22 protein-coding genes are annotated in these 22,941 nt (G+C 49.3%); 17 read left to right on the forward strand and 5 right to left on the reverse strand.

Features of this window, described 5'->3' with window-relative positions; genetic code table 11:
* On the forward strand, positions 1-1,656 hold a 1,656-nt coding region (locus KDK13_RS14060; protein WP_257285605.1), incomplete at its 5' end, for a transposase.
* A gap of 64 nt (positions 1,657-1,720) precedes the next feature.
* On the opposite strand, the gene KDK13_RS14065 is transcribed toward KDK13_RS14060, so the two are convergent.
* The gene (locus KDK13_RS14065) at positions 1,721-2,893 is read right to left on the reverse strand and encodes a hypothetical protein (RefSeq protein WP_257285606.1); all 1,173 of its coding nucleotides are present in this window, start codon (positions 2,891-2,893) and stop codon (positions 1,721-1,723) included.
* Between the two features lie 350 nt (positions 2,894-3,243).
* Between KDK13_RS14065 and KDK13_RS14070 the strand changes: the two genes are divergently transcribed.
* Both KDK13_RS14070 and eno read left to right on the forward strand, forming a co-directional pair.
* The gene (locus KDK13_RS14070; protein ID WP_257285607.1) at positions 3,244-3,528 is read left to right on the forward strand and encodes a YfcZ/YiiS family protein; all 285 of its coding nucleotides are present in this window, start codon (positions 3,244-3,246) and stop codon (positions 3,526-3,528) included.
* Between the two features lie 272 nt (positions 3,529-3,800).
* The gene (gene eno / locus KDK13_RS14075; RefSeq protein WP_257285608.1) at positions 3,801-5,093 is read left to right on the forward strand and encodes a phosphopyruvate hydratase; all 1,293 of its coding nucleotides are present in this window, start codon (positions 3,801-3,803) and stop codon (positions 5,091-5,093) included.
* 146 nt (positions 5,094-5,239) lie between these two features.
* On the opposite strand, the gene KDK13_RS14080 is transcribed toward eno, so the two are convergent.
* The gene (locus tag KDK13_RS14080) at positions 5,240-7,222 is read right to left on the reverse strand and encodes an F-box/WD repeat-containing protein (RefSeq protein ID WP_257285609.1); all 1,983 of its coding nucleotides are present in this window, start codon (positions 7,220-7,222) and stop codon (positions 5,240-5,242) included.
* Between KDK13_RS14080 and KDK13_RS14085 the strand changes: the two genes are divergently transcribed.
* The 10 genes from KDK13_RS14085 to rpoS all read left to right on the forward strand — a co-directional run bounded on the left by KDK13_RS14085 (position 7,221) and on the right by rpoS (position 15,241).
* Complete coding sequence (locus KDK13_RS14085) at positions 7,221-7,490, forward strand: hypothetical protein (RefSeq protein ID WP_257285610.1); 270 nt, start codon at positions 7,221-7,223, stop codon at positions 7,488-7,490. The genes KDK13_RS14080 and KDK13_RS14085 overlap by 2 nt on opposite strands.
* A gap of 123 nt (positions 7,491-7,613) precedes the next feature.
* Positions 7,614-7,886 (forward strand): septum formation initiator family protein, encoded by a 273-nt coding sequence (locus tag KDK13_RS14090; protein WP_306671130.1) that lies wholly within the window; start codon positions 7,614-7,616, stop codon positions 7,884-7,886.
* 243 nt (positions 7,887-8,129) lie between these two features.
* Positions 8,130-8,864 carry a 2-C-methyl-D-erythritol 4-phosphate cytidylyltransferase gene (ispD, locus tag KDK13_RS14095; RefSeq protein WP_257285612.1) on the forward strand — a complete coding sequence of 245 codons (735 nt, stop codon included), beginning with the start codon at positions 8,130-8,132 and terminating at the stop codon, positions 8,862-8,864.
* On the forward strand, positions 8,864-9,397 hold the full coding sequence (gene ispF, locus KDK13_RS14100; protein WP_257285613.1) for a 2-C-methyl-D-erythritol 2,4-cyclodiphosphate synthase: 534 nt from the start codon (positions 8,864-8,866) through the stop codon (positions 9,395-9,397). Before ispD ends, ispF begins: the two co-directional genes overlap by 1 nt.
* A gap of 118 nt (positions 9,398-9,515) precedes the next feature.
* Complete coding sequence (gene truD, locus KDK13_RS14105; protein WP_257285614.1) at positions 9,516-10,610, forward strand: tRNA pseudouridine(13) synthase TruD; 1,095 nt, start codon at positions 9,516-9,518, stop codon at positions 10,608-10,610.
* A gap of 65 nt (positions 10,611-10,675) precedes the next feature.
* Positions 10,676-11,425, forward strand: coding sequence for a 5'/3'-nucleotidase SurE (gene surE / locus KDK13_RS14110; protein ID WP_257285615.1), 750 nt, complete (start codon positions 10,676-10,678; stop codon positions 11,423-11,425).
* Positions 11,422-12,093: a protein-L-isoaspartate(D-aspartate) O-methyltransferase gene (locus tag KDK13_RS14115; RefSeq protein WP_257285616.1), complete on the forward strand. Its 672-nt coding sequence runs from the start codon at positions 11,422-11,424 to the stop codon at positions 12,091-12,093. Before surE ends, KDK13_RS14115 begins: the two co-directional genes overlap by 4 nt.
* Positions 12,094-12,231: 138 nt before the next feature.
* A complete protein-coding gene (locus KDK13_RS14120) occupies positions 12,232-13,170 on the forward strand; it encodes a DUF368 domain-containing protein (RefSeq protein ID WP_257285617.1) in 939 nt (312 codons plus the stop codon).
* Between the two features lie 154 nt (positions 13,171-13,324).
* Entirely contained in the window at positions 13,325-14,107 is a 783-nt protein-coding gene (locus KDK13_RS14125; RefSeq protein ID WP_257285618.1) for a peptidoglycan DD-metalloendopeptidase family protein, read from the forward strand.
* Positions 14,108-14,209: 102 nt separating this feature from the next.
* Complete coding sequence (gene rpoS, locus KDK13_RS14130) at positions 14,210-15,241, forward strand: RNA polymerase sigma factor RpoS (RefSeq protein WP_257285619.1); 1,032 nt, start codon at positions 14,210-14,212, stop codon at positions 15,239-15,241.
* 68 nt (positions 15,242-15,309) lie between these two features.
* Here rpoS and fdxA read toward each other — a convergent pair whose 3' ends face one another.
* From fdxA to KDK13_RS14145, 3 genes are all read right to left on the reverse strand, one after another.
* Positions 15,310-15,633: a ferredoxin FdxA gene (gene fdxA, locus KDK13_RS14135; RefSeq protein ID WP_257285620.1), complete on the reverse strand. Its 324-nt coding sequence runs from the start codon at positions 15,631-15,633 to the stop codon at positions 15,310-15,312.
* A 233-nt stretch (positions 15,634-15,866) separates the two neighbouring features.
* Complete coding sequence (mutS, locus tag KDK13_RS14140; RefSeq protein WP_257285621.1) at positions 15,867-18,449, reverse strand: DNA mismatch repair protein MutS; 2,583 nt, start codon at positions 18,447-18,449, stop codon at positions 15,867-15,869.
* 320 nt (positions 18,450-18,769) lie between these two features.
* Positions 18,770-19,906, reverse strand: coding sequence for an alpha/beta hydrolase (locus KDK13_RS14145; protein WP_257285622.1), 1,137 nt, complete (start codon positions 19,904-19,906; stop codon positions 18,770-18,772).
* Positions 19,907-20,214: 308 nt separating this feature from the next.
* On the opposite strand from KDK13_RS14145, the gene KDK13_RS14150 reads away from it, so the two are divergent.
* The 4 genes from KDK13_RS14150 to KDK13_RS14165 all read left to right on the forward strand — a co-directional run bounded on the left by KDK13_RS14150 (position 20,215) and on the right by KDK13_RS14165 (position 22,940).
* A complete protein-coding gene (locus tag KDK13_RS14150) occupies positions 20,215-20,439 on the forward strand; it encodes a hypothetical protein (RefSeq protein ID WP_257285623.1) in 225 nt (74 codons plus the stop codon).
* Between the two features lie 142 nt (positions 20,440-20,581).
* On the forward strand, positions 20,582-21,799 hold the full coding sequence (locus KDK13_RS14155; RefSeq protein WP_257285624.1) for a hypothetical protein: 1,218 nt from the start codon (positions 20,582-20,584) through the stop codon (positions 21,797-21,799).
* A 6-nt stretch (positions 21,800-21,805) separates the two neighbouring features.
* On the forward strand, positions 21,806-21,991 hold the full coding sequence (locus tag KDK13_RS14160; protein WP_257285625.1) for a hypothetical protein: 186 nt from the start codon (positions 21,806-21,808) through the stop codon (positions 21,989-21,991).
* A gap of 316 nt (positions 21,992-22,307) precedes the next feature.
* Complete coding sequence (locus tag KDK13_RS14165; RefSeq protein ID WP_257285626.1) at positions 22,308-22,940, forward strand: DUF2796 domain-containing protein; 633 nt, start codon at positions 22,308-22,310, stop codon at positions 22,938-22,940.
* Position 22,941 lies beyond the last annotated feature (1 nt).

Genomic DNA, 22,941 nt, shown 5'->3' on the forward strand with positions numbered 1-22,941 from the left:
AAAGGGCTATGCGGCAAGCCAAAGCGCAAGCCAAAGACAGATAGGGGCAGTATTTATCTGACTAACGAACTGTTTCGGTTTGACGTCTGCGCTGACGGTGTTACCCGGCTGTTCATTGGCACCAGGACCAACAACATCGGATATCTGTCGTTCAAATCCCACCGACCATTCAATAAGCCAAAGTCTTTGTATATCCGCAAGGAAGCAGGGCAGTACTTTGTCTCGTTCTGTTATGAGGATAATCAGCCAGAGCCAACGGCTGACAAAGAGAATCTGAAATGGCTCAAAGGTGCTTCAGAAGAATGGCTGAATGAGTATGTTGTCGGGGTGGATCGTGGTGTTGTGGTTCCGGCCCACACTGGTGATGCTGCGTACAGGTTTTCTGTTGGGCAGGCAAGACACCTTGCTGCTCAAGAGCGTTACCGGAAGCGCCTGCAGCGTCGCCTTGCCAAACAGGTGAAAGGTTCAAATCGTCGCAATAAGGTCAAGCAGCGAATCAGCAAGACCTACCGCAAACAGGCAGCAATCAGAAATGACTTCTGCCACCAAACCAGCAGAAAGTTAGTCGATAGCTCTGCCAAGGTTATTATCTTCGAGGCTCTGAACACATCGAAGATGACCCGCAAGCCCAAGGCCAGGCAGGATAGTAACGGGAAGTACCTTCCCAATCGTGCCAAGGCCAAGGCCGGACTCAATAAGTCCATCCTCAATGTCGGCTGGCACTATCTGGAAGCGTACGCACAGTACAAAGCTGCCAGACTAGGAAAAGCCGTTTTCAAAATATCTCCAGCCTATACAAGTCAAGAGTGTTCCCGATGTGGACACACTCACCCCGGCAACCGCAAGACACAAGCATTGTTTTTCTGCGGCTCCTGTGGATACGTTGGCAATGCCGATGCTAATGCCGCATTGGTCATAAAGAAACGGGCTATCAAACTGTTTTTAGACTCTGGAACGGAGTTGCAGGGTAAAGGCATTCCTTTACTCTGTACTGGACGTGGAGCCGGTCGTAAGACGGGAAAGGCGAAAGTCTCTTCCGCTGTGGCAACGAAGCGTCAAAAAAGAAAAGAACGGCAACCACTTTGGTGGCTGCTTAGTATTGGAAGCTTGCTCCCTTTAGGGGCGAGTAGTTCACCGAAATACCTCCTGATACTGTCCAAGAGCACAAACCCGCAAACCCGTATGGATATTAACATGACTCAAATTTGTACAACCGGTAATCAAGCTGGACCATTGATGCCTTGCAACCCCGAATTAATGGCAGCTACTGATTCACCGGATAATTCAACCCAGCGACAATCCAATGGTCTTTTTACCTCCACGATCTCACAGGCAATTTATTCTGTAGGTGTTGGAGCGTTTGCTGTCGTGGTAAAAAATCAGGTGGTTTCCCCGCTGAATGAACCTGGCAAAGTCTTTTTGAGGAGGCATTGTTTCAATAACATGACCCGGGCTGAGTTCGATGAGTACGGAGAACTCACTCCGTTTACCCCAGTCTATCTGGCAGAGATAGCAGTAACGTCAACAGCTTATTTTGTTGCCAGCGGTGGCTTGTGCAAGGTGTATGAGGGATGTAAATCAATCTATGACCGGGTATGCAGCCATTTTTCGGCACCGGATGCCACGGCAAGGCGACATGGGCCTGAAGAAGTTTAGAAGGCTGATCGAGAATAGCGACCATAGCGAGGTTGGTAATAAATTGAGGGTGAAAATTTCATTATCATAAGAATGTGATGAATTCAGTTGCAATATCCTTTTGGGCTGCTAAGTCAATTCCTGCCTTTTTGGCCAATACCCTCTTTTCATTCAGCATCTTGACTGTTTCAGCTTGTCCTCTGGACAGAGTAACCTTCGCTGGCTTGTCAAAGTGTATATTCAATTTGTCAGCATGACGCTGACTGGCCGCCAACGCACTTTTCTGTTTCGCGACGTGTTTGAGTGCTGACTCTATATCCTGGTGTTTCAACGGAGGCCCTCCCAGGCTAACTAATTTCTCCTCCTGCTGGTACATTCTTATCTTGACAGCTTCAGTGATATCAATTCCATTTTTATTAGTGACACTGGATACTCCCTGATTGCAACAATAGTGTTTTACAGGTGTCATGGATTTCGGGTACACGTAATGTGGTAAATTTTTCTCCCTCCGCTTTACCTTCCTCAGGAGCTTTCTTCGCCATTGATGTTCCGTATTTGGGTTTGCTTCCGTCCCAAAAACCTGCGTGCTACTGTTTTCTTTTAATGCCTCCCTGAAGAACTCGTAGTGTGGGGCATACTCATTTTTTGTTTCAGAGAGATAGGCGTCCAGCTGATATTGAGTTATCGGAAGCTTGATGTTGGTTTCTACGTTGATGTAAAAAAGCGTAAATAACTGTTCTACTTCATTGATCATTAGCCGTGCGAAAATAGCACCGGTTTCTGCCTGATAAAAAACGTTGTCAACCCTGACTTTGCCAGAAGTACCAAGCTGGTTTGCCAGTTCACTTCCTTCAATAATTTCTACAGTATCAATATCCAGTTTTTCAGTCTCGCCTGGAATGTACACCATACTTGAAGTTTCAAAGCATTGCAGACTTGCCGGAGGAAACAGGCTTTCAGGGGCATCAGGGGGTATCATTTCTTCGGGGAAATGGTCATCTGTACTGCCGATAGCCGGAGTATTTTCACATAAAGGATAATTGTACTTCGATGGTGAGGGCACAGGGGCGGAGGATTCACACGGGGTTGCAGCATTATCAAGGCGAATTGAAAAAAAGCGTTCTGGGTAAAACTGTAGATAGCTTCGAATAGCGGTTGAAACAGTAACCGTCATGTCCATGAATCGGGTAACAATACCGGTATCTGGAGGATGGTCGGTATTTATTGAAGTGGTATAATTCGAGGTTATGTTGAACATTTGGTTACCTCTGCTTTCTCCCGTAAGAAAAAATCAAAACAATTTATTTGATACTTTTTTTGCTATTTCTTCGATCAGTCCCACAGGATTCTGATTTTTCAAAAATTAGACCATCAAGTTGTAATATGGTTCCATTTTGTTTCAGTTCTCTTGCTTATCCTGCCACTTTTTCAGGCTAAATTATTGGTATTTGTGCGTAGCCAATAGGGTTTGTAAATCTAACCGGTTAATTGCTTAATGTTTTATTTTTCAATGCATTAGGGTCAAAATGTTATTAAAGGCTGGTGAAAGTGGTTTAAGATGATTAACTGTAGACATATCATCATCTGGCATTCAAAAGGAGGCCTGATATGGAGAATACCACCGCTGAACTGGAAGTTGATGCTGATCACTGTTTTGAGATAGGTGAGGTGATTGCGCCCGGTGATACTCACCTTGCAATGACAATAAAAGGAGATACTGAGCAACAGGCAAACGATCAGATGGCAAAGATGGAAGCACTGGCAAACAGCATTTCTGACCATTGCCAGGTAAAGAAAACGGTGAACCGCCATAAGGGCAGCGTCACCATTGATGCCATGTTTGATTTTGACTGCACGGCGGAGAAAATGATTTTTGAATTGTATCTCAGGTAGTAACTTTACTTACTGTTGCCGTTGCCATTTGATGATTATTTGATCATTGACGTTTGGTTTAAACGATGGTTCACAGGCTATTAACAGAGGTTAACAGTAATGATCAAAAATCCACGGAACTCAATGCTGGCGCGGTGTCCAGCGGAATTGTAAGGCTTTGACACAGGATTTTCCGGTGGTATAGTTGCCGCTCCCGTAACAATGCCGTATCCATTTTGCGGTATTGCTTACCTCTCACTTGAAATTTCCGAATTCTTCACCCGGAGTATCTCATGACCGCTATCAAAGAAATCAAGGCTCGCGAAGTCCTTGATTCTCGTGGTAACCCCACTGTTGAAGCTGACGTCATCCTTGAGTCTGGTGCCTTTGGTACTGCTTGTGCTCCCAGTGGCGCTTCCACTGGTTCCCGCGAAGCCCTGGAACTGCGTGATGGTGACAAGTCCCGCTACCTGGGCAAGGGCGTTCTGAAAGCCGTTGCCAATGTCAACGGTCCTATCCGTTCAGCACTGCTTGGTTTTGATGCCAATGACCAGCGTGGCCTGGATCAGAAGATGATCGATCTGGACGGCACTGATAACAAGGCCAAGCTGGGCGCCAACGCTATCCTGGCGGTGTCTCTGGCGGCTGCCAAAGCTGCTGCAGCAGACAAAGGCATGCCACTGTACGCCCACATTGCTGAGCTGAATGGTACTGCTGGCCAGTACACCATGCCAGTTCCTATGATGAACATCCTGAACGGCGGCGAGCACGCTGACAACAACGTCGATATCCAGGAATTCATGATCCAGCCAGTTGGCGCCAAGAACTTCGCTGAAGCGCTGCGCATGGGTGCTGAAGTATTCCACGCCCTGAAGAAAGTTCTGTCTGACAAAGGCCTGAACACTGCCGTGGGTGATGAGGGTGGTTTTGCCCCCAACCTGGCTTCCAATGCTGACGCTCTGGCAGTCATCAAAGAAGCGGTTGCTGCGGCCGGTTACACTCTGGGCACCGACATCACTCTGGCTATGGACTGTGCTGCTTCCGAGTTCTACGAAGATGGCAAGTACAACCTGAAAGGCGAAGGCAAGGTCTTCACCTCCAACGAGTTCTCTGACTACCTGAAAGGCCTGACCGAAGCGTACCCGATCATCTCCATCGAAGATGGCCTGGATGAGTCTGACTGGGACGGCTTCAAGTACCAGACTGAACTGCTGGGCGACAAGATCCAGATCGTTGGTGACGACCTGTTTGTAACCAACACCAGGATCCTGAAAGAAGGTATCGATAAGGGCATCGCTAACTCTATCCTGATCAAGTTCAACCAGATCGGCTCCCTGAGCGAAACTCTGGATGCCATCAAGATGGCGAAAGACGCTGGTTACACTGCCGTTATCTCTCACCGTTCCGGTGAAACCGAAGACGCTACCATCGCTGACCTGGCGGTAGGTACCTGCGCTGGCCAGATCAAGACCGGTTCCCTGTGCCGTTCTGACCGTGTAGCCAAGTACAACCAGTTGATCCGTATCGAAGAGCAGCTGGAAGGCAAGGCGCCTTACCGTGGCATTGCTGAATTCAAGCATGCCTGATTAGCAGTCGCTGCTGATTGAAAGGGGAGGCTTTAAGCCTCCCTTTTTTTGTCCGACGAAGTGGGCAAACCTGTCAGGCCGAGAGAAGGGTGAAGCACTCCGGGCTGAGGGAGAGTTAATTCGTGGATCGCCCTTTGTCTGTGAGCTTATGGAGCAGATTTTCTGGCCTTTTTGTCTGGGGGAGGCGACAGTTCATTGACAGGGCGCTGGGGATGTGCTGCCAGATCTTCCTTGTTAAGGTGCCAGACCTGCACCAGTTGGCCGTCGTTACTAATGGTCATTAAATGCCCCCCGTTGGCACTTAACGTTACCGAGTCGAGCCTGTATTGATGGTGAAGCGTCGTTTTGTGTAACCAGTTACCATCTGCCGTGTAGCCATAGATTATGATGGCGCTATCATTTCTGGCTTCGATGACAACATGGGAGCCATCGTGGTTGAATTGGGCTGAATAAACCCCACCTGCTGTCGTGAATTTGCCGCTGATTATCCAGTTGCCACCGGTCGTACGAGTGTGGATTTGGGCGTTGCATTCAGGTAGGGATATTGATGAGTAATTGCAGGAAAATGTCAGGATATGTCGACCGTCAGCGCTGAACCTGGCTGAGGTAATATGCAAATCATCATGGACGATAATCTGTTGTTCTGACCAGTGCCTGGTGTTTGCATCATACCGGTAGATTTTTGCTGTATGATCGCTACTGGCCGTGACTAAATAGTGGCCATCGGGACTAAAACTGGTAGAGGCAATCCACCGTTTGTGGTTGATAGTGGTTTTTTCCTGCCAGTTGTTGCGGGTATCAAAACTCAGGATTCTGGCAATATAATCGAAGCTCTCTGTTACAGCATGGAGGCTGTCAGGGCTGAATGCAGTGAAGGTGATTCCCCGGGAGTGGGTAATACAGATTTTTTTTACCCAACCGTTATTGGTGTTGCCGCTGAAAATAGTTGCGATGCGATCGGGATTGTTATTCCCGTCGTCGCTAATGGTGATTATATGTTTGCCATCAGGGCTGAATTCAGCGGCAGTGACCCTGCCATTATGGTTCAGGGTGGCCAGCTCCAGCCAGTTGCCGTTGCTGTCCCGGCCATGGATTTTCACCGTGTGATCGTCACTGGCAGTGACTATCAAGCGGCTGTCAGGGCTGAATGTTGCTGAAAGAACGTGCCCTTTATGTTTCGTTGTCGTTGTTACTACCCAGCGGCCAGTGTTGTCCATTGTGCAGATTACGGCCCTGCGACCACTCCTGGCCATCACTGCATGGCGGCTGTCGGGGCTGAAAGTCGCCGATCTGATAAATCTATCAGAAATGATGATGAGTCTTTCTGTCCAGTTGCCGTTGGTATTAACGCTGCTGATTTTCGCGATCCGGGCTGTGTGGCTCAATATATGCTTTTTGTCAGTGCTGAAGGTGATCCGGCGGATTATGCCTGCATGGGGGATAGAAATCACTTCGGGTCTTGTGGCGTTTGCCGTTCTGCCATAATTTTCCGGACTACAGCGCGTGTAACTGTTGGTCGCCAGGTAGCCTCCATCGTTGCTGAGGGTGGCTGATGCGGCAGTATAGGGGATGCAATTGATGGATATTGCCAATTCCGGATGGAAAGTACGACAGTTAACCATCAGCTGGCCCACTGTGTAAAACAGGATTTGCGGGAAATATTTTCCTCTTCGTGGTTCCCGTGGCGGTATATCGTCGTCTGTTACTTTTCCGGCTGAATGGCCACAACCGGTTGAATGGCCGCAAATAGCGCTGATCAGCGTTTCATTCCCGGTAAGCTGCCTCAGCCAGGCTTTCAGTTCATGGTTGCTGATGTAATTGGCAATCTGTATGAATTGCTGCTGTTGTCGAGGCTCGAACTGTTTAAACCAGGTCCTGGGGAGTAAATGCTCTTCACGGATGGTATTGAACAAGGACGAACAGGTCTGCGACATTGCTTTTATATCCCGATACCTTAAAAAACCCAGCAAGTGCCCCATGGGTTGCAAGGGTAAATCCAGCAAAAGCATCGGTTTTTGGCCGGAAATGGCGGTGATGCTGTTGACGGTATTGTTTGCTGCAGGCTGGCTGTTGGCGTTAACCGGGGCGGTATAGCGGTTGAAGCTGCCAATAGGGTTGTCGCGGGGCATGTCTAAGGCTCCTTGGTCCCTGGCTTACGGGTTCCGGGTAGCCGGTACCGGGCTGAACTCAACAGGTAATACAGTATCCCTTGTCGTAGAGAGAAGGGAGTCGGAGGTGCTTTGCATACCCATTGTCGGCTGCAGTGTAGTCAATGGTGGCGGCTCTATCATTGGCCGCAATCAGGAAAAGAAGCTCAAGAAACGAAAGGCGAGAGTCAAGCAGATAACGAAACACGACAGAGGGATAGGACTGGAAAACCCTGTGAAGCGGTTCTGATAACTGATCATATGTAAAACCACGGGTACTCCTGTTAAACTTCACCCTTCAGCTTCAAACATCTTGTTTTTCTGGTGTTACCCATACTGCTCTGGATAGTGACGGTTTAAAGCGGAACTGATGATGAAAAAACTGGCAATTGCCCTGTTGACACTGCTGCTGGTTTGTCTGCAAACCAGGCTCTGGATTGGTGAGGGCAGTATGGCTGAAATGTTGACGCAAAAGGATAGCCTTGAGCGTTTCAGGCTTGAAAATGAACGTTTGTACCAGCGTAACCGCCTGCTGGCGAAAGAGGTTGTGGAACTTCAGCAGGGGATGGAAACGGTTGAAGAGAGAGCACGCCAGGAGCTGGGTATGATCCGCAGTGATGAAACATTCTTTCTGACTTTCGATTAAACTGGATAATCTGTTTCCTGTGTTGGTGCCAGGAGCCTGACCGAGAATAGCGCCCGTAGCGAGGATGGGAGAAAATTGAGGATAAAAATTCAGTTTTGTGAGGAGAATAGCGCGCTATTTGACGGACAAAAGTGGATTTTTAGACCAATTTGCTGCCACCGCAGTAGGGCAGTCTATTCTCGGTCAGGCTCCTAGGAGCTGTTCCTGAACTGGCTTCTGAATGTTCAAATTAAGGGTGTCAGAGTGAGTAGCGTAGAAACCATGAGCACGGTTCGTTACTGGGCGGTTGTTCCGGCAGCTGGCGTTGGCCGACGGATGAATGTGGATATTCCCAAGCAGTACCTTGAAATCAAGGGTAAGCCTCTGATGGTACATACCCTGGAGCGATTGCTGGATTTTCCCGGGCTGGAAAAGATAGTGGTAGTGCTTGATCATAACGATGAGTACCATCAGTCCATTGAACTATTGAAAAATCCGAGGATTCTCCTTGCCCGGGGGGGAGATGAGCGTTACCACTCGGTACTCAATGGTTTGAAAGTGCTGCTGGATATCGGTAGTCCTGATGACTGGGTACTGGTCCATGATGTAGCCCGTCCCTGCATTCGCCGTGCAGATATGGATTGGCTGGTCAGTCAGCTCCATGAACATCCTGTCGGAGGTCTGCTGGGTAGCCCGGTTACCGATACCATCAAGAGGGCCGGAATCGATGATGTTGTCACCGAAACGGTAGACCGTCAGGGACTCTGGCATGCGATGACACCGCAGATGTTCCGTCTGGGAATGCTGCACGATGCAATGGCGAAAGCGATAGCGGATAAGATGCCGGTAACGGATGAGGCCAGCGCCATTGAATACTCTGGAAAGCAGCCCGTCATGGTGGAAGGACATGCCGATAATATCAAGGTGACCCGTGGAACTGATCTGGCTCTGGCCACTCTATATATAGAACAGCAATCGAAACTTATTGAGGTCACCTGATGCGTATTGGTCATGGTTTTGATGTTCACCGCTTCACTGATAGTGAGTGCGAAGGGGATTATGAAGAGGATGAAGGGTATTATGAAGGGGATGAAGGGGATTATATAGTGTTGGGAGGGGTAAAAATCCCTCACACCCGTGGGCTGGTGGCGCATTCCGATGGTGATGTGCTGCTTCATGCACTTTGCGACGCACTGTTGGGAGCGGCAGGTCTGGGCGATATTGGTAAGCATTTTCCCGATACCGATGAGCGTTATGCCGGCATTGATAGCCGAAAGTTACTCCGTCATGTTATTGCCCTGCTTGAAGCGCATGATCTGATCCCTGTTAATATGGACAGTACTATCGTTGCCCAGTCTCCAAAAATGTCACCTCACATTGACCAGATGCGGCAGAATATCAGCGAAGACATGGGGATTGATCCATCCCTGGTAAACGTCAAGGCGACCACCACTGAAAAGCTGGGCTATACCGGTAGAAAAGAAGGTATTGCGGTTCACGCCGTCGTTCTGTTGACAGAACTGGGTTCATGATTCAAGGCACGGTGCCTTCTGGACAGGAGGCCCAATACCCATCGGTATTTTTTGGTATTACCTTTCACTGACTGCGTTAAACGCGGTACTGTTAATTTTGTTTTCTTGAGAGCACATCATGGATGCAGATGTACCGATGCCTGCCAATTACTCCATCGATTGGTATCATGCCTTTGGTGGCCCTTTGGGCAGTTGTCTTTTCAAGTCCTGTCATGAAGATTTTCTTGTTGATGAACTCCTGCCTTTTGAGCCGGAAGGTGAAGGTGAACACCTTTTTCTGCTGATTGAAAAAAAAGGTGAGAATACCGACTGGGTTGCAGGGCTTCTGGCCAGATATGCAGGAGTTAAAAGACAGTCGGTCAGTTATGCCGGACGCAAGGATCGTCATGGGATTACGCGTCAATGGTTTTGTGTTTCCCTGCCTGGTATGGCTGATCCCGACTGGAGTGGCCTGGAGAGTGATACCATACGGATCATTCGGCAGGCACGCCACAGGAAAAAACTGAAAACCGGAGCCCTTAAGGCAAATGATTTCCGTATCAGATTGCGGAATATTGATGTTGATCCTGCACTGGTTGATGCACGGTTAGAGCAGGTTTCTCGCGAAGGCGTGCCTAATTACTTCGGTGAGCAGCGCTTTGGTCATCATGGACGCAATATTGAAAAAGCCGTCGATATGCTGGCTGGAAAGTTCAGGGTGCAACGGAATAAACGATCGGTCTATCTGTCTGCAGCCCGGTCCTGGCTGTTTAACCGGGTGCTTTCTGAAAAAGTCAGGGAGGGTGTCTGGAATCAGTATCTTTCTGGCGATGCGTTAGGATTTCCAGATAGTAACAGCCTGATTTTTGAAGCGCCGGATGAAACCATGATGACCCGTCTGGGCAACGGTGAATTAAGTCCAACCTCTCCATTGTGGGGGAGGGGGAGATCGAAAGTGACTGATCAGGTCCTGCTTTTCGAACAGTCTGTCACTGCCGGATATCCTCAGTTGTGTGATGGGCTTGAGAAGGCCGGATTGCTGCAGGAGCGCAGAGTTAACCGTCTGGTACCCCAGCAGTTTACCTGGCTGTGGGAAAGTGGTCCTGAAGGACGTTCACTGGAATTACGCTTCCGACTGCCAAAGGGTTGTTTTGCGACTTCTGTACTCAGGGAGTTGTTTGATTGTTATGAAGCAAACCATCTATTGGAAAAAAAACGAGATGAAGAGTCGTGAAACAGTCATGCTGATTACGACAGTGGGTTTTTAAATCGCTTGGAATAATTCAGGATTGATGGACTATGACCATATTGCTATCCAATGATGATGGCGTTACCGCCAGGGGATTGGCCCTTTCGTTTGAAACCATGAAATCCTACGGCCAGTGCTGGGTAGTGGCTCCGGATAGTGACTGTTCCGGCAGGGGACATTCCCTTACTTTGAATCGGCCACTGCGCATGAAAGAGCACGACAATGGCTTTTTCAGTGTGGACGGGACACCGGCAGATTGTGTCAATCTCGCCGCCAGTGGGTTGTTTGGCCGCCTTCCGGAGCGCGTAGTTTCCGGTATTAACAACTGCGCAAACCTGGGTGATGATGTTCTCTACTCAGGTACTGTGGCTGCTGCCATGGAAGGACGCATGCTGGCAAAAACCGCCATTGCCATTTCATCCTGCGGCAGAGAAGATCACCACCTGGAAGTGAGCGCCAGAGTGTTAAACGATTTGATGCTGCGCCTTGATGACCTGATCTTGCCAGAAGGTACGATTGTTAATGTCAATGTACCGGCCTGTGGTTATGAAGACATCCGTGGAATGAAAATTACCCGGCTTGGCCACCGTGCCCGGTCAAAGCCGCCGGTAAAAATGACCGACCCCCGTGGCAATACGGTCTGGTGGATTGGCGGCGTTGGTCAGCCCCTGATTGCTGAAGAAGGAACCGATTTTCATGCGGTGGCTTCTGGTTATGTATCCATTACCCCATTGCAATATGATAAGACCGGTCATGCAACGTTATCACTGATGGAGGATTGGCTTGAAGCCTGTGTATGAGGAGGGATCTTGAAATTGATGGTATCGGTATGACGTCTCGCCGAACCAGAGAGCGACTGACCCAGCGTCTGCTGGATCAGGGGATTCAGTCCAGCAAAGTCCTGGAAGCCATTCGCACCGTTCCCCGTCATCTATTCCTTGATGAAGCGCTGGCTCATCGTTCTTATGAAGACACGGCGCTGCCCATTGGTCATAATCAGACACTGTCACAGCCGTACATTGTTGCCAGAATGACAGAAGTGTTGCTGGCCCGGGGTGAGCAGGATAAGGTACTGGAAATTGGTACCGGATCCGGTTATCAGACGGCTGTGCTTGCTTCGCTGGTGGGCAGGGTTTACTCCGTGGAACGCATCAGACCATTGCAGGAGATGGCACGGCAGAGACTGTCCAGGCTGTCTCTGAATAATGTTCGTCTTCGTCATACCGATGGAGTTATGGGGTGGCCGGAGGAAAGTCCATTTGACGGAATTATCGTCACGGCGGCACCGGGGGAAATTCCTGAAGCACTGTTGCAGCAGCTTTCTCCGGAAGGTGGGAGGCTGGTGATTCCCGTTGGAGGAAGTGACTTTCAGGATCTTGTGCTGGTGACCAGAAACGGTGATGAGTATCAGCGTAAGGTGTTGGAAGCTGTCCGGTTTGTACCGTTGCTGTCGGGTGTTATACGCTGACAGTTGATGAAAAAGACATTGCTTTCTTTTTTGCAGCTTTTGCGACAACCTTGAAAAGTAATTTAACAAGTAATCAGTCCAGGATGGCTGATGGGTATTAGTGCCCTTTTTCTAAACCTCTGTTCCAAAGGTCAGAACATGTCGAATCTTTCTTCTTACTTTGCCCTCATCGCCAGGGGAATGGCCATGGGGGTTGCAGATGTGGTTCCGGGAGTATCCGGTGGAACCATCGCTTTTATTACTGGCATTTATGACCGGTTGTTGAATGCATTGAAAAGTGTAAACCCATCGTTATTGAAAGTGCTGGGTAACGAAGGTGCTGCCGGTGTGTGGCAGAGGATAGACGGCACATTTCTGCTGTGTGTGTTTGGTGGTGTACTGACCAGTATTCTGTCATTTGCCCATGTTATTACCTGGCTTCTTGACACTTATCCAGAGATGCTCTGGGCATTCTTTTTTGGGCTGATTCTGGTATCCGGGCTTCATATGATTCGTCAGGTTAGTCACTGGAATGCCTCCACCATCATCACCCTGATTGCTGGCGTTGTGATCGCTTACGCGGTAGGTGTACTAACTCCAACCAGTCTTGAACCAGAGTCGGTGACGCTGTTTTTTGCCGGTGCCATTGCTATCTGCGCCATGATTCTGCCGGGTATTTCCGGCAGCTTTATTTTACTGATGATGGGGCTGTATGGTCCGGTAATTGATGCCGTGAAGAGTTTGAATTTCAGCGTGCTGATTGTTTTTGGCCTGGGCTGTATCGGCGGTTTGCTCAGCTTTTCCCACGTGTTGTCATGGTTGTTAAAAAAACACCGTGATCTGGCCATTTCATTGTTGACCGGCCTGATGCTTGGAGCGTTGGGCAAAGTCTGGCCATGGAAGGAAACGCTGGAAACCCGGGTAAACAGTTCCGGGGATCTGGTTCCGCTGATGCAAGCTAATGTTTCTCCACTGAATTATGAGGGGGTTACGGGACAGCCTGCTTATCTGGTTGAAGCTATCGGACTGATGATTTTTGCCATTGTCCTGGTGGCGATGATTGAGTGGATGGGTAGTAAAAAGCACCAGGAGCCTTAAGTCCGACAGGCTCCTGGGTTAGTGTGCAAATACAGTTGGAAATACCAGTCTTGGTATAATATTTTAAACCATAAATTATTATTTCTATTCATTTATTGAATAAATGATTTTTGTGATTATGCAGGGCAGTGGAGTTGATAAAGTGTTGGATTTCATGAAAATCGCTCTGATTAATATGAGTGATTGCTCAAAAAAAATACTTTTTCTGATTACCTGCCTGCTGACTGTAAGCTGCAGCCATGATCCGTCCAGAGTTACGGTTACTGACCTGAGGTCGCCACCAAAGGTGACCAAAGGTCAGCATATTGTGCACAGCGGTGAAACTCTTTACTCAATAGCCTGGCTCTATAGCAGGGATTTCCGGGAGTTGGCCAGGAAGAATAATATTCGAAGCCCCTATACTATCTATCCGGGGCAGAAAATAAACTTATCTATCCAGCGCTACGGTGCTGTCACGGCTTCGGTGGCTCCCGTCAGTCGGCCAAAGAAAACAGTTGTCATCAGCAATCCTCCGGTTAAAAAACATACAGCAAAGAGTGCGGCGCAAAAAAGTACATCTTTTAGCAGCGGAGGCTGGCAGTGGCCTGCCAGTGGAAAAATTATTTCTGCGTATTCTCTCCAAACGCCTGTTAACAAGGGGATTGATATTGGCGGCAAATTAGGAGAGCCTGTAAAGGCAGCCGCCAGTGGTGAGGTAGTGTATGCAGGAAGCGACCTGTCGGGCTATGGCAGGCTGATCATTCTGAAACATAATAGTAGCTATCTGAGCGCATATGCGCACAACAGGGATCTATTGGTGAATGAGGGAGACTCAGTTAAAGCGGGCCAGAAGATAGCCGAAATAGGTTCTACAGGAACGACGGAGCCTAAGCTGCACTTTGAAATTCGGCGTGATGGTAAACCGGTCGACCCGATGGGGTACCTTCCAGGGCGCTGATGATGAAGGTCAGTGGTGGTTGTAGTAGAGGGATCTCACGGGTGTCGGCGCAACCTCGGGTTGCCCGGCATAGAGTGGGACTTTCGGATAGGACTAACTCTTATGGCATCGAAGAGGGATGACGCAGAGCTAAGCAGTTATGCTGACGATGTAATCCAGGGACAGGATGAATTGAGTCCGGATGACAATTCCGGTGACCTCATTGAAGTGGCTGACGAGAACGATGATATCGATAAGCCACAGCCTACGGCTGTGTCTCCGATTAGTACCGGTCGTCGAAAAGAAGATGATGGCTTTTACAAATCCATCGACGCAACCCAGCTGTACCTGAATGAGATTGGCTTTTCACCTCTCCTCACCCCCGAGGAAGAGGTGCACTATGCCCGCCTTGCACGAAAAGGTGTGGAAGCGGGTAGACGCCGTATGATCGAAAGTAATCTTCGGCTGGTTGTTAAAATCTCCAGGCGCTATGTCAACCGTGGTCTGACGCTGCTTGATCTGATCGAAGAAGGTAACCTCGGTCTGATTCGTGCGGTTGAGAAATTTGATCCTGAACGTGGATTCCGTTTTTCAACCTACGCGACCTGGTGGATACGACAGACGATTGAGCGGGCGATCATGAACCAGACCCGGACGATTCGCCTGCCTATTCATGTTGTGAAAGAACTGAACGTCTATCTCCGGGCCGCCAGGGAATTAACCCAGAAGCTGGATCATGATCCGAGCCCGGAAGAAATAGCCGAGCTGCTGGATAAGCCGGTTGCTGATGTAAAGCGGATGCTTGGCCTCAATGAGCGGGTGACTTCGGTGGATACACCACTGGGGCCTGACTCTGATAAATCCATTCTGGACACTATTTCTGATGAGAAAGGTGCTGACCCGGCAGAGCTGTTACAGGACCTGGATCTTAATGACAGTCTTGACCGGTGGTTGGGTGAGTTATCAGAAAAACAGCGAGAAGTTGTTGCCCGCCGGTTTGGTCTCAGGGGCTATGAAACCAGTACGCTTGAGGAAGTTGGTAAGGAGATTGGCCTGACCCGTGAACGGGTAAGGCAGATTCAGGTTGAGGCGTTGAAACGGCTTCGCTCAATTCTTGAAAAGCAGGGGTTGTCAGGAGAGTCCCTGTTTAATTGATGGCCTGACATTGAGTCTCTGTTAATTAAAAAGCCATGGGTAGCCCTCATGGCTTTTTTCTATTGAGCTCAGCGTTCCAGCTGGTCCAGCTTGCCCTTCACGCCATCCCACTCTGTCGCATCAGGAAGTGGGTCTTTCTTCTCGGTAATGTTTTCCCAGACATCCGCGAGCACGGCGTTCAGTTCGATGAACTCCTGCTGATCGTCGGGAACCTCATCTTCGGAGAAAATAGCGTTTGCCGGACACTCTGGCTCACAAAGAGCACAGTCAATGCATTCATCCGGGTGAATAACCAGGAAGTTTGGTCCTTCATAGAAGCAGTCCACAGGACAGACTTCCACGCAATCGGTGTATTTGCACTTGATGCAGTTTTCACCCACTACGAAAGCCATGGTGGTTAAACTCCATTTGATCTGAATAAAAAAAAGTACCGCCCGGTTTTGCTTTTATACCCGTGAGAGCTGGCTCCCGGAAGCATTTCATAATGAGACCTGAAACATTACGATGGCAATACAAAAAGGTCGGGCAAGTCTACCAGAGTTGTAAACCCGCTGAATAGCCGGGTTTACCATAACCTTATACCCTTAGTGTTAATCAGAGTGCCCGGGGCATCAGAAAAACTTTGTCATTTGCCCAGCCCCTTGAGAGTATAGAGCAGCTCCAGGGCCTGGCGGGGTGTCAGGTTGTCCAGATCTGTTTTTTCCAGAACCTCAACAGCCGGGTGCGGCCCGGGATCGGCAAACAGGTCAGCCTGGGGTGTGAAAGCAGCCTTTTTGGATGGTTTTGCGGGAGGCGGTAGGGAGGGTCCATGCTGCTCCAGCATGGCCAGTTTCTGTCGTGCCTGGTTAATGACATGTCGGGGTACCCCGGCCAGCTGGGCAACCTGCAGGCCATAACTCTGGTTGGCAGGGCCTTCCTGAACGGCATGGAGAAAGACAATGCGATCATCATGCTCGGTTGCATTGAGATGTACGTTCACCACCGTATCGCACTCTTCGGGCAGCAGGGTCAACTCAAAGTAGTGGGTGGCAAACAGCGTGAATGCACGTACTGAGTCCGCCAGATATTGTGCGCAGGCCCAGGCCAGGGATAGCCCGTCGAACGTGCTGGTTCCACGGCCGATTTCATCCATCAGTACCAGGCTCTGCTCGGTAGCATTATGCAGAATATTGGCGGTTTCCGTCATCTCCACCATAAAAGTTGAACGACCACCGGCCAGATCATCGGAAGAACCGATACGGGTAAAAATCCGATCGACCAGACCAATACGGGCCCGGGATGCAGGTACAAAGCTGCCAATATGAGCCAGCAGAACAATCAACGCCGTCTGTCGCATATAGGTCGATTTACCGCCCATATTGGGACCAGTGATAATCAACATGCGGCGCTGAACATTGAAGGTAACATTATTTGCCACAAACGGTTCGTCCAAAACCTGTTCAACCACCGGATGGCGGCCTTCAATAATGTCGATACCGGGACTTTGCAGAATTTCAGGACGGCAGAAATTCAGTGTTTCAGCACGTTCAGCCAGGTTACTGAGTACATCCAGCTCTGACAGTGCCATGGAGCACTCCTGAAGCGGTCCCAGCTGTGCCACCAGTTGGTCCAGAAGCTCATCGTACAGTGCTTTTTCACGGGCCAGGGCACGACTTTTGCTGGACAGCGCCTTGTCCTCAAACGCTTTCAGCTCCGGGGTAATAAAGCGCTCAGTATTTTTCAGAGTCTGGCGGCGAATGTAGTCTACCGGGGCATCTTCGGATTCACGGCGGCTCAACTCGATATAGTAACCATGTACCCGGTTATAACCGACTTTCAGGCTGGAAAGACCGGTACGCTCACGTTCCTGTATCTCCATTTGAACCAGGTAGTCGCCGGCATTTTCACTGATGGAACGAAGCTCATCCAGCTCGCCATCATAACCTTCGCCGATCACACCTCCATCGCGGATCACCACAGGTGGATTCTCGATGATGGCCCGGGTTAATAATGCTTCCAGTTCGGGGTGTTCACTGATGCTTTCTGCCAGTTGATGTACTGTCTGGCTATCAATCGTCGCCAGCTGTTGCTGCAGTTCTGGCAGTTGCTGCAGGGCATCCCTTAACCGAGCCAGATCCCGTGGCCGGGCAGACTTCAGGGCAACCCGGGCAAGAATACGTTCAATGTCGCCAATATGTTTGAGAATGGGGTAGAGGGACTCAAAATGGCAGCCATCTTTCAGGGCGGTGATGGCCGACTGGCGAGCCTGCAATTTCTCAATATGGCGCAGTGGGCGATTGATCCAACGTCCGAGCAGTCGGCTACCCATGGCCGTTGCTGTGCGATCCAGCACGGCAGCAACCGTATGCTCCCGGCCGCCATTCATATTGGTGGTCAGTTCCAGGTTTTTCCGGCTGGCGGCATCCAGGGCCACGCTCTCTTCGCGGTTTTCCCGGGACAGGGCGCGAATATGGGGCAGGGCGGTTCGCTGTGTTTCCCGGGCGTACTGCAGCAGACAGCCAGCAGCCTCAATAGCCAGTGTCAAGTGGCTGCAGCCAAAGCCATCAAGACTTTGTGTCTGGAACTGCCGGGTTAATTGCTCCACAGCACTCTCATGGTCAAAGTCCCAGGGAGGACGCTTACTGGAACCTGGACGACGCAGTAATACCTCGGGCCAGTTGCGGTCATCATTGAGCAATACTTCGGCAGGACTCAGGCGCTCAACTTCAGAAAGCAATGCCTCTTCACCCGTCACTTCAAGCACATTGAACCGGCCACTGCTGATATCGAGAAATGCCAGCCCATACCGGTTTTCCCGCTGGTTGACCGCCATCAGCAGATTGTCCTGACGCTCATCCAGCAAAGCCTCATCACTGACGGTACCGGGGGTCAGAATGCGCACCACCTGTCGCTCAACCGGCCCTTTGCTGGTGGCCGGATCGCCAATCTGCTCGGCAATGGCAACGGACTGACGCAACCGGATCAACCTGGCCAGATAACCCTCCGCCGCATGGTACGGAATTCCCGCCATGGGGATTGGTTCGCCACCCGACTGCCCCCGTTTGGTCAGGGTAATATCCAGCAGGTGTGCAGCCTTTTTGGCGTCATCATAAAACAGCTCGTAGAAATCACCCATCCGGTAAAACACCAGATGATCCCGGTGTTGTTGTTTGATGCGCAGATACTGCTGCATCATCGGAGTGTGGTTGGAGAGGTCTGTATTGGTCATTGAGCAAAAAACGTTTGTCCGTCTGGTCTGATGTTGCAGCCAGCTTTACTGGATACAGGTTCAGTAATAAATAGTAAATCGAAATCAGCGCAATATAGTATCAGCCGATCAGGCTGAATGTCTTCCTGTCAGAGCTTAGCCTAAGGAGAATATCACGGTAGATCCAGACTCCCTGGCAAAGAATCATGAATGGTAAGTGCTGGCTCCAGAGCACGGACAGAGTAATCTGCAGCGTGTTTTGTATGCTGTTGCTTCTAACATAGTGTTTCTGACGCTAACGTTGAGCAAATAGGCAACAGAATGTCTCAGAGGTGAATAGTTCAATCTTCTGTTTTTATACTCATTGATGCGGTTGCCTGGGGGGGGTGCGACAGTCCCTTAACCCGGCTGATGAAGGCAGTAATTACAGAGACCAGCTCTGTGTTAACTGGTAAAGAAGGATGGTTATACGTGTCAAGATTAACATTGACTTCTATGGCTGAATCTTTCAGGACATGATTCATGCCCTGAATGACCATGCTTTCAGCATCAGGCTGTGCTTTTGCCAGAAGACTGGCGTCTTCCATACTCACCTGTAAGTCTGTTGAACCCTGGAGAATTAAAACCGGTATCTTGAGACTGGCAATTTCAATCGCAGGATCATACTGAAACCAGGATATCATATAGGGCTGGACGCCTGGCCGGAAAATGGGGGCGAGCACAGGGTCTATCGGAGCAACGGTTTTGCCCGCTTTCAACGAGCTGATAATCGCCAGGGATGAGTTCAGTAAATGAGCAGGCTGTGACTTCAGTTGTCGCTTTAACAAAAGGTCTGCCGGTTGTCCGGCACCGGCAAGGGAAATAAATGCATCGGCAGGCTGTTGTTGAAGCGCTAACATGCCAATCAGTGAACCTTCACTGTGTCCAATCACGGTTACAGCACCGAAACGTTTATCCCTTTTGAGTTTGTTGACCCACTGTGCGGCGTCGGCAGCATAATGCTCGAAACGCAGATGCTCTTCCTGTACGGCAGCACTGGCACTGTGGGCAATGCCCCGTTTGTCATAGCGCAGAGAGGCTATGCCGTTGAGTGCCAGGGCATCGGCGAGAAATTTCAACGAGTTGTTGGTCATCCAAGGATTATTGCCATTGCGATCTGTTGGGCCGGAGCCTGAAATCAGCAATACGACCGGTATCGTGTTTTGTGGTGTGTCCGGTATCAGCAGGGATCCTTCAAGTACTCCTGAACCGGTATCCAGCGTCTGAATGGTTTCTGTTGGCGCAGCAAACAGGTTGACAGTGACCAATATAAGAGAGAGCAGAGAAAGTGAAGGTTTTCCCATTGTGAGTATTTGCCATTTCAGTTGGTTGATATTCATCAGGAAAAACCAGTTCACTTCTATACTGGCACTGAATTGAGGCTGAGTAACAACGTCCGGTTCAATATTAACTGATGACCAGGTCAAACGGTATAACAAACTGTATTCCAGAGCGGTAAAGAACAGCCAGTTCGCTGACAAGTGGTGGGGTGATTTTTGTTTGGAACTTAGTACGAGAATGGAGGTCTTACTCTGTAAGGCAATTGTCTTGAACTCAAATCAGCCAGTTTACCTCATTTCAGCTTAACAAGAGTTTGGCTATGCACGTCATTAATGTGAAGGACCAAGGTCTGGTTGCGAAGCAGCCTGAACCCTTATCAACCAGCGTTTCTGTGGGTGGTTTGTTTCAGGGTTTCAGGAGAGTTGTTTTCCACTATGACCCAGTGCAGGGGACCAGGAGAAAATACTTGCCTTGCACAATGATCATAGCGGGTGCTTCTGCTGCCGGAGTCTTTACCCTGGATCGTTTGGCCAAGGGATGGAATCCTGCGGCAGTCAGACCAGATACCGTTCTGACTGATCGTCTCATTGCGTTGCTGGAAACAGCCGTTCAGGAAAACCCATTGGTCTTTGGTGCAGTTGCAAGGTTTTGTGAATGGCGTATTGACGTCTCGCTTCGTAAATTGTGGTGATGCATGGCGTGAATATGATCGGAGTGATGTCTATTGGGCTGGTGTGGAGTTATCACAGTTTGTCAACGAGGCTACAGAGGAATACTTATTTCAACAAACAACCAGATAATTTGCTATCGCAAAATGTACAGAGGAGGTTCTGATGGACAGTATACAGAGAAGTACACCCCCGCAAAGACAACATAACGACGGTCCAGGCGCACGCCCCAAAAAAGCGGGTAAAAGTTTATCCGGGCCTAAAGGCTCATCGACATCGGCCAGAGCCAAAGGCAGGGTGCAAATTTACGATACCTCCACCAGTCTGAGTATGAGTCAGGCTTTGGTGTCTTGTGCCCGGTTAGGTTCCTGGACGACAAGTCTGCTAAGCCGTGCCGTTACCGTCGTCACTCCGCCTCTTCCAGCCTGGATAGCGGCCAGCCTGCAGGACACATCACTATCGCTCAGTGACTATGCAACCGACTGCATTGCACAGAAGTATACGGATCCTCCCCATAAGCTCAAGGTAGCGTTCAGGGGCTTAAAAAAGCCGGTTGAAAATTTCCTCACAAAAAAACTCATTGGCCTGTTTCAAGCATCCATCAGAGACATTGCCAGAGAATGTTATTCACCTTTAAAGGAAAGCCTGAACTCCGATGAAAGTACATCTGTCGACTACTTCATTTCCCATGATATCAATCAGTATTTCCAGGAATGGTTTGCAGGTGAGTTCAAGGACGAAAAATTCCAGTACTCCTTTGATCATATAGAAAAAACGTTTCTCCGACGGTGCAAGCCCCCGGAAGGCTATTTATATTATGATTTCCTGGACGCTCTTCCGGCCAAATCAAAAACCGCATTCAGAAATGCTGTTATACGCGAGAATATAAGCCTGGAGGCGCTGGGCTACTATCACTATAACTTTATCTGCAAGGTTTTGAGCGAAAATCGGGATAACATTATCCAGTCCATAAATAGAAGCAACACAGCTGAAGTTAAGAGAGTGGCAGAAGAGTTTGCCATGGCTTATGAAGCCAGGATCACGAGTCACTTGCAAAGACAGGCATCAAAACGACTGACTTCACAGCCTGTCCGGGATGTTTCACCGCCTCTGCCTGCTCATGGTCGCAGAAAAAGCGAAAGGCCGGCTGTAGATCCCCTGGATTCTCCTGAACGAAGAATTGAAATGATCATGGCCTTTGAACAAGCCCATTATCGGTTGAAAGATGCTCAACTCAACTACAAGGAGTTCACTTCGCTCCAAAAAACAGTCAATAAGGTGCTTAAAAATGGACAGCTAAAAGAGACTGTCTCAAAGCTGTGCGGCAGAACAAAAATTGATGAGGCAGCTCTTCTGTCTCAAATTTACACAAAGCACAGATAACAGAGAATGGAAAAGCCGGGCAAACTTAAAAAAATGTTGGCCGTGCACTCCCAGATTGTTAATGGTTTGAATTATGCGCTGGAGTTCCAGTTGGAGAATGGCACGATCTGGAGTGCCATTGTCTATCGGGATCTGGAGGGAAAATACATCATTACCCAAGCGCCAATTTCCGGGCTGTTTTGTGACCACTGACAGGTTCAATGCCTGATCGGCTTCTCCTGCCGTTTATTGACCGGCGATCATTTTGAAGGTTAATTGGCCTCTATATTTTTCAGGGTATTCCTGCAATGCCTTTTCCTGATTCGTTGAACATGATCTTTTGGTGATATGGTATATGTTATGTTATAACGAATTCGTCTTGATATCCGGGCTAGGGCAATACCGAAAGGAATCGCAGAATATGACCATCATCCTCTGCCAGACAGGCCCTAATGGTGGCTGTTTATCTGATGGTGGTTAACTATTTGCTGAGCCATGTTCATCAATTATTTTTTTTCAGGATTTATGTATGCGTCACGTTTCAAAAATGGCCGCTGTTGCTTTTGCCTTAATCTCAGCAGGCGTTTCGGCTGATGGGCATCGTCATGCCGATGCCCATGTGCATGGAACCGGTCATTTGAACTTTGCCGTTGAAGGTGGTCAGATTCATATTGAACTGGAAACGCCGGGGTTTGACATTCTCGGCTTTGAATCCATCAGTTCCGACACCCAGCGCAAGCAACTCAATGACGCCCTGCATGAGCTTGAAAAAGACGATTTATGGTCTTTTACACCAGCGGCGTCCTGTACATTGAAAACAGCATCGGCTTCGGCTGGTGGTGGGCATGGAGAACATCATGAGCACCATGACGATGGTCACCATGACTCTCATCATGAGCACCATGACGATGATCACCATGATTCTCACCATGAAAAGCATGGACACGATGACCACCATGCCCATGGTCACCATGAGTCAGCACATATGGATATCGCCGCCACTTACGTTTATGAGTGCGCCAATATTGCCAGGCTCAACAGTATCTCTACCCGATTGTTTCAGCGGTTTGGCAACAGTGAGCAGTTGAAGGTTCAGGGCTTTACCGATTCTGGCCAGATAGCTGGACAGATGAGCCGCCAGCAACCAGAGGTGCGCTTCTGAT

Source organism: Endozoicomonas sp. SESOKO1, assembly GCF_024606265.1.
In the GTDB taxonomy this organism is placed as follows: Bacteria; Pseudomonadota; Gammaproteobacteria; order Pseudomonadales; family Endozoicomonadaceae; genus Endozoicomonas.